Here is a 5,269-nt window from a genome sequence, read left to right as displayed (position 1 = left end):
GACAATCCGCGGCTCAAAACTGCCTTCCCGGTCGCGCGGCACGACTATCTCGACCGGGCCGACGTCGGTCAGCACCGTCTTGGCCCGGGTGCCGTGTGGGTGGGTGGGGTGGTGTCAGTGGGTTGGGTGTCACCAGGGCTGATACGGGAAAACAGTGTGCTGAGCTGCCGCTTTTCCGGCCTGCTACTTATGGTCCTGGCTGTCATGGAGTGACTAAATGGCTGTCACGCACTGCGTGTTCCGTGTAGCACAGCTGATGGCTGGCTGACGTGTAGATGCTCATTCCTGTGCACGGTGTCGGGGCGCCCGGGTGTGCTGGTGGGCATGACTGCTCAACCGTCGTTGTCTGCGGCCCCCCGTCCGAGGGAGCGTTCGGGTACGGGGCGTGCTGCCGCCCAGACCATGTCGCTCGCGTCGCCTTCGCAGGACAAAGGACTGGTACGCCAGGTCGTGGTACGCCGGCTTCTCGCGCTGGACGGGGCCGGCACGCTGGAATCGGTCCATGTCAGGATCGCGGCCCAGACGGCCGGAGTGTCCGTACGCACGGCCTGGCGTTGGCTCGCGAGGGCCCGTAAGGGCCAGACCGAGCCGGCCTACCGGCGTGGAGGGTTCCTGCTCGACGACACGCTGTGGACCCGGCTCGAAGAGCTGGACGGGAACGTCTCCGAGTTGCACCGGCAGCTGTCCCAAGCAGATGACGACTCCGTCCTGCCCGGGCCGCTGCCTTCGCTGGCGACCATGCACCGGGCGGTACGCGAGCAACGCCGGGCGGGCCGGGTCTTTCAGAGCACGCGCCCAGGGAAACGGCACGTGGATCCCGACCGCTATGACCGGGCCCTGGCCGAGCTGGCTCTGCCGGGAACGGTCAATGAGACCGGTCAGGCCCCGCCCGTCTCCGGCGTGGAACAGGCCGACGCGACGGTTACCGACCCCGTGACCCGGCCCGCGTCGCCGGGGGATGGCATCCGTCTGTACGTGCCGGGCGCGCATGTGGTCTCCACCCGGCAACTCGGCACGGTCACCGAGGCGATCGCCCATACCGTGGCCGCGCACGGGGTCGTGTGCGTGTACGGGGATCCGGGGCACGGTAAGACGGTTGCGGTCCATCAGGCGCTGCGCCTGCTGCCGCGCCGTGTCCCGGTGCACCATGCGCTGGTGGCGGTGAAGCCGGCGCTGCCGCAGCTGCGGGCCGCGTTGCTCACCGCGTTCGGCTTGCCCGCCACCGCCTTGACGAACCGCACGGACGCGGTGGACCGTGCGCTGTTCGAAGCGTTCCAGGCTCCGGGTGTGCTGGTCATCGACGATGTCCAGCGCATCGCCGCCCCCGAGCTGGACTACCTGCGTCTGCTCGCCGACGCCCCCACCACCCAGACCTCACTCGTGTTCTGCGGTGCCGGCGCCGAGCGCACCCTTGCACGCGCTCCCGCTCTGGCCTCACGGGTACTGACCTGGCAGCACGTGCCACGCCTCGAAACCGCTCAAGTCACTGGCATGCTCCGCCTGTTCCACCCCTTGTGGGACACCGCGACCGACACCGATCTGCTGCATACGGACGAGACGTGCGCACACGGCAACTTCCGCACCTGGGCGAAGATCACCTCCCACGCGTACGCGGCTCTGGACCGTCACCCCGAGCACACGGTCGATGCTGCCCTCCTGGCCCAGGCCTGCGCCCGCCTTGGCCCGCGCCCCTGACCCACACCCCTGCCCGCCTCCACGCCGGGCAGCCCCCGCACGCGCGGGAAGGACCACGATGAACACCACGCCCTCCCACACCACCCCCACCCCGGCGTCCGCGCCCGACGAGGCCGGGCCCGCCCTGGACGCGGTGTCGCTGACCGCCCTGCGCGCCCCAGCCGTACGGCATCTGCTCGCGCTGCGCGCCGAGCGCCGTCTCACCCGCGCCCACGTGCACACCACGGCGCAGTGCCTGAACGTCTCCGACCGCACCGTATGGCGGTGGCTGGCCGAGGCCACCACCACACCCGCCACCGCCGCTCCCGGCGCCCGCCGTCCCGACCGCTTCGAGATCACCCCCGAGCTGCGGGTGCTGCTGGCGTACTGGCACGGCAACGCCTCCGCGGTCCACCGCGAACTCCTCGCCCGCGCCCGCCAGGCCCCCACCCCAGCCACCCCACCTCCACCACCGGCAGACACCGACACCGACGCCTCCGCCTCTGGCCCGGCCGCGCCACTACCCCGCCCGCCCCGCAGCGCGCTCCCGGGCGGTGCCCCGCTTGCGGCTGTTCCGCTGCTGGACCCGGTCCCGTCGCTGGCGACGTTCCTGCGCGCGGTGCGCCGGGACCTGACCGCAGGGGAGAGGGCCGGATACCGCCACGGCCACCAGGCCGCCCGCGCCCACGATGTGTTCGCCACACGCCCGCGGATGTGGCGCAACGAGGTGTGGGAGGCCGACCACGTCCAGGCCCCGCTCCGCGTGGACGCCGACGGCACTCTCGTCCACCCCTTCGTCACGTGGTTCATCGACTGCGCGACCAAGGCCATCACCGGCCTCGCCGTCACCCCCGGCACTCCGACCCGCGCCTCGGTCCTGGCCGCGCTGCGCTCCGCGATCGTCCCCACCGATCCGTACGGCCCCTTCGGCGGGCTCCCCGCCCACGTACGCTTCGACCGCGGCCGCGACTTCCTCTCCCGCACCGTCACCGCTGCCCTGACCGCCCTGGACTCCGACATCACCGTCCTGCCGCCCTACAGCCCGCACCTCAAGGGCAGCATCGAGAACCTCAACCACTGCGCCACCACGATGCTCTTCGCCGCCCTGCCCGGCTACACCCCCACACCCCGCAAACCCCCCAAACAACCCCCGCGCAAACGTCCCGACCCGCCTCCCACCGGGCCGCCCATGACGTTCCAGGCCTTCACCACAGAACTCCTGTCCTGGGCGACCTGGTGGAACACCAAACACCACCCCGAGAGCCTGCACGGGGACACCCCACTGCAAGCCTGGCAGACCGACCCCACCCCGCTGCGAGAGATCCCTGCCGCGGACCTGTGGTCCTTCACCCTCGAAGACGACGCACGCACCCGCACCCTCACCAGCCACGGCCTCAGGTTCCGCAACCGTTCCTACCTCGCCGACTGGATGACCGGGCAGGCCGGCCGCAAGGTCACCGTGCGCTTCATGCCCCACCACACCCACGAGATCGAAGTCTGCGACCCCCACGGCCACCACCTCGGCACCGCCCACCTCGCCGACCAGGCCACCGACGAACAACTCACCGCTCTGCGCCACGCCCGCAACACACGCGCCCGACGCCTGCGCGCCGACGCGAAGGCCGCCGAACGACTCCGCCACGAACGCTTCGCCCCCGCCACCACCCCCACCCCCGCGCTGCGCCTGAACACGATCACCGCCACCGAAGCCACCCGGGAGCTATCCCGCTACGAGGAAGCCGACCTCACAGCGCTGGCGCTGCCCGATCTGATCCCGCCCGCACCACCATCCGCCGACTGGGCCACCCCCGACAGCCTCAAAGCCCGCACCCGACCCCCCACCCCCGCCCCCGAACACCACGACCAGGAGGCCACCCCATGACCCGCCTGCCACCCGCACCCACCGACCAGTACACCGCCCTGCCCGACGCCCGCCTGGTCACCACCCGAGCCCTGCTCACCGCCCGGGAGAACCTCACCGACACCATCAACGCCCGCGCCATGATGTGCATCCACGGCGGCGCCGGCTTCGGCAAAACCGTCGCCGTCACCAGCTGCCTACGCGAACTCCAAACCAGCGAAGACATCCGCCGCATCACCTTCCACGCACCACCACCCGCGCCGTACGCCACGAACTGCACACCGCCCTCGAACTACCAGGCCAGCCCCCGCGCTACGCCACCGAGTTCGACCACCTCCTCAAGGCAACGCTCGCCGCCCACCCGCGTACCCTCGTCCTGGACGAGGCACAGTGGCTCTCCAGCGACCAACTTGAGTACATCCGCTACCTCTGGGACGACCCCTACACCCAGCTCGCCGTCATCTTCGTCGGAGGCGAAGGCTGCCACGCCACCCTCCGCAAAGAACCGATGCTGTCCTCCCGCATCTTCATCTGGCAGCGCTTCACCCGCCTCACCACCGACGAAGTCCTCGAGACCATCCCGCTCTACCACCCGATCTGGGCCGACGCCGACCCCGAGGACATCACCTACGCCGACAGCCGCGCCGCCCACGGCAACTTCCGCAACTGGGCCCGCCTCACCGCCCACACCCACACCGCCCTGAACCGCACCGGCCGCCCCCGCGTCGACCAAGAAGTCCTCCGCTGGGCCTTCAGCCGCCTCGGATCAGGCACATAGCCTCCACCCGACTACCACCCGCTTTACCAGCGCATGCCAAGCGCGTCGAGGTCGGCGCGGCGTTGTTCGGTGAGCTTCGTGGCGCGTTTGCGGACGTTGTCGAGCCATGTGCCGAGCTTGACCACCACGACCCCGTCAGCGCCTGCCTGATGGCCCGACGGGCCTGCCGTGCCCTCCGCCACGCCCTCCAGGTATTCGACGTGCTTCCGAGGCACCCGCAAGTGCCCCTCGCGGGCGTGGAACTGCTGTGCCGCACGCAGGTTGAGGGCCCACATGGTGTCCTGTGTCCGTTTCACCGGCCGTTCTGCTTCCTCGGCGGGTTCGATCCCCAAGACGTTCTCCAGCAGCCACTGCTGTGCGGGAAGGAGCTGTTCCCACCCGAGCCGCTGCGCCGTGACCCACCTTCCGAGGTCCTCGCCCTGCGTGATCACTTTGCCGACCACCACCGGCAAGACCCCGCCGTCCTGGAGCAGGTTCTGGACGAGCCGGAAGCACCGCTGCCAGCCCGTGTCCCATACCGGGCACCACCCCGGGTCGATCTCCTCCAACGCCGCCCGCCGTGTCTCGGTCAAGGCACCCGCACTGGTCTCGACAGCCAGGCCAGCCTCCCGCCGCTGCACGACCGTGTCCGCAGCCCGGGCGGCGAAGCGCTGGTTCTTGGTCCAGGTCCCGACCGGGTATCCGTCCCATACCGCGGTGGCGGGTGGCAACAGATGCCCGTGCACGGCCGCCCAGGCGCGGGCGGCTGAGAGGCCTTCCTCGAACGCGACGTCCTGGTGCGACCACACCATGCCCAGCCCGCCGAGCTGTTCGACCCGCCCCGCATCCAGACTCCCCGCCTTGTGGAACTTCCGCTGGTCAGCGAGCCAGGTCCCGAGCGGGAACCCGGCCGGAACCCAGGTATCGGGGGTGACGTAGTCGTACGGCACCCGCAACTGCTGCGCCCCGGTCTCCTT

4 protein-coding genes and 1 pseudogene are annotated in these 5,269 nt (G+C 70.6%); 3 read left to right on the top strand and 2 right to left on the bottom strand.

The genetic code is table 11. The annotated features are described in order from the left end of the window. Positions 1 to 96, bottom strand: a pseudogene (locus tag ACFVX4_RS41470) (transposase); the annotation flags it as partial. Positions 97 to 402: 306 nt separating this feature from the next. On the opposite strand from ACFVX4_RS41470, the gene ACFVX4_RS41465 reads away from it, so the two are divergent. The 3 genes from ACFVX4_RS41465 (at position 403) to ACFVX4_RS41455 (ending at position 4,313) form a co-directional block, all read left to right on the top strand. Continuing rightward, positions 403 to 1,695: an AAA family ATPase gene (locus ACFVX4_RS41465; protein ID WP_389988521.1), complete on the top strand. Its 1,293-nt coding sequence runs from the start codon at positions 403 to 405 to the stop codon at positions 1,693 to 1,695. A 58-nt stretch (positions 1,696 to 1,753) separates the two neighbouring features. Then, positions 1,754 to 3,556 (top strand): Mu transposase C-terminal domain-containing protein, encoded by a 1,803-nt coding sequence (locus tag ACFVX4_RS41460; protein WP_389988518.1) that lies wholly within the window; start codon positions 1,754 to 1,756, stop codon positions 3,554 to 3,556. Positions 3,557 to 3,680: 124 nt separating this feature from the next. Beyond that, complete coding sequence (locus ACFVX4_RS41455) at positions 3,681 to 4,313, top strand: AAA family ATPase (RefSeq protein ID WP_389988515.1); 633 nt, start codon at positions 3,681 to 3,683, stop codon at positions 4,311 to 4,313. Between the two features lie 23 nt (positions 4,314 to 4,336). Here the strand turns inward: ACFVX4_RS41455 and ACFVX4_RS41450 are convergent. Further along, on the bottom strand, positions 4,337 to 5,269 hold a 933-nt coding region (locus ACFVX4_RS41450), incomplete at its 5' end, for a helicase associated domain-containing protein (RefSeq protein ID WP_389988513.1).

Origin of the sequence: Streptomyces sp. NPDC058240, from assembly GCF_042882135.1 — a bacterium.
Taxonomy (GTDB): Bacteria; Actinomycetota; Actinomycetes; order Streptomycetales; family Streptomycetaceae; genus Streptomyces.
The sequence above is the reverse complement of the archived record's forward strand: the minus strand, read 5'-3'. Positions and strand labels throughout refer to the sequence as shown.

Coding starts and splice junctions, on each gene's coding strand:
- ACFVX4_RS41465 (WP_389988521.1), top strand. CDS start 403: ATGTCGCTCGCGTCGCCTTCGCAGGACAAAGGACTGGTACGCCAGGTC.
- ACFVX4_RS41460 (WP_389988518.1), top strand. CDS start 1,754: ATGAACACCACGCCCTCCCACACCACCCCCACCCCGGCGTCCGCGCCC.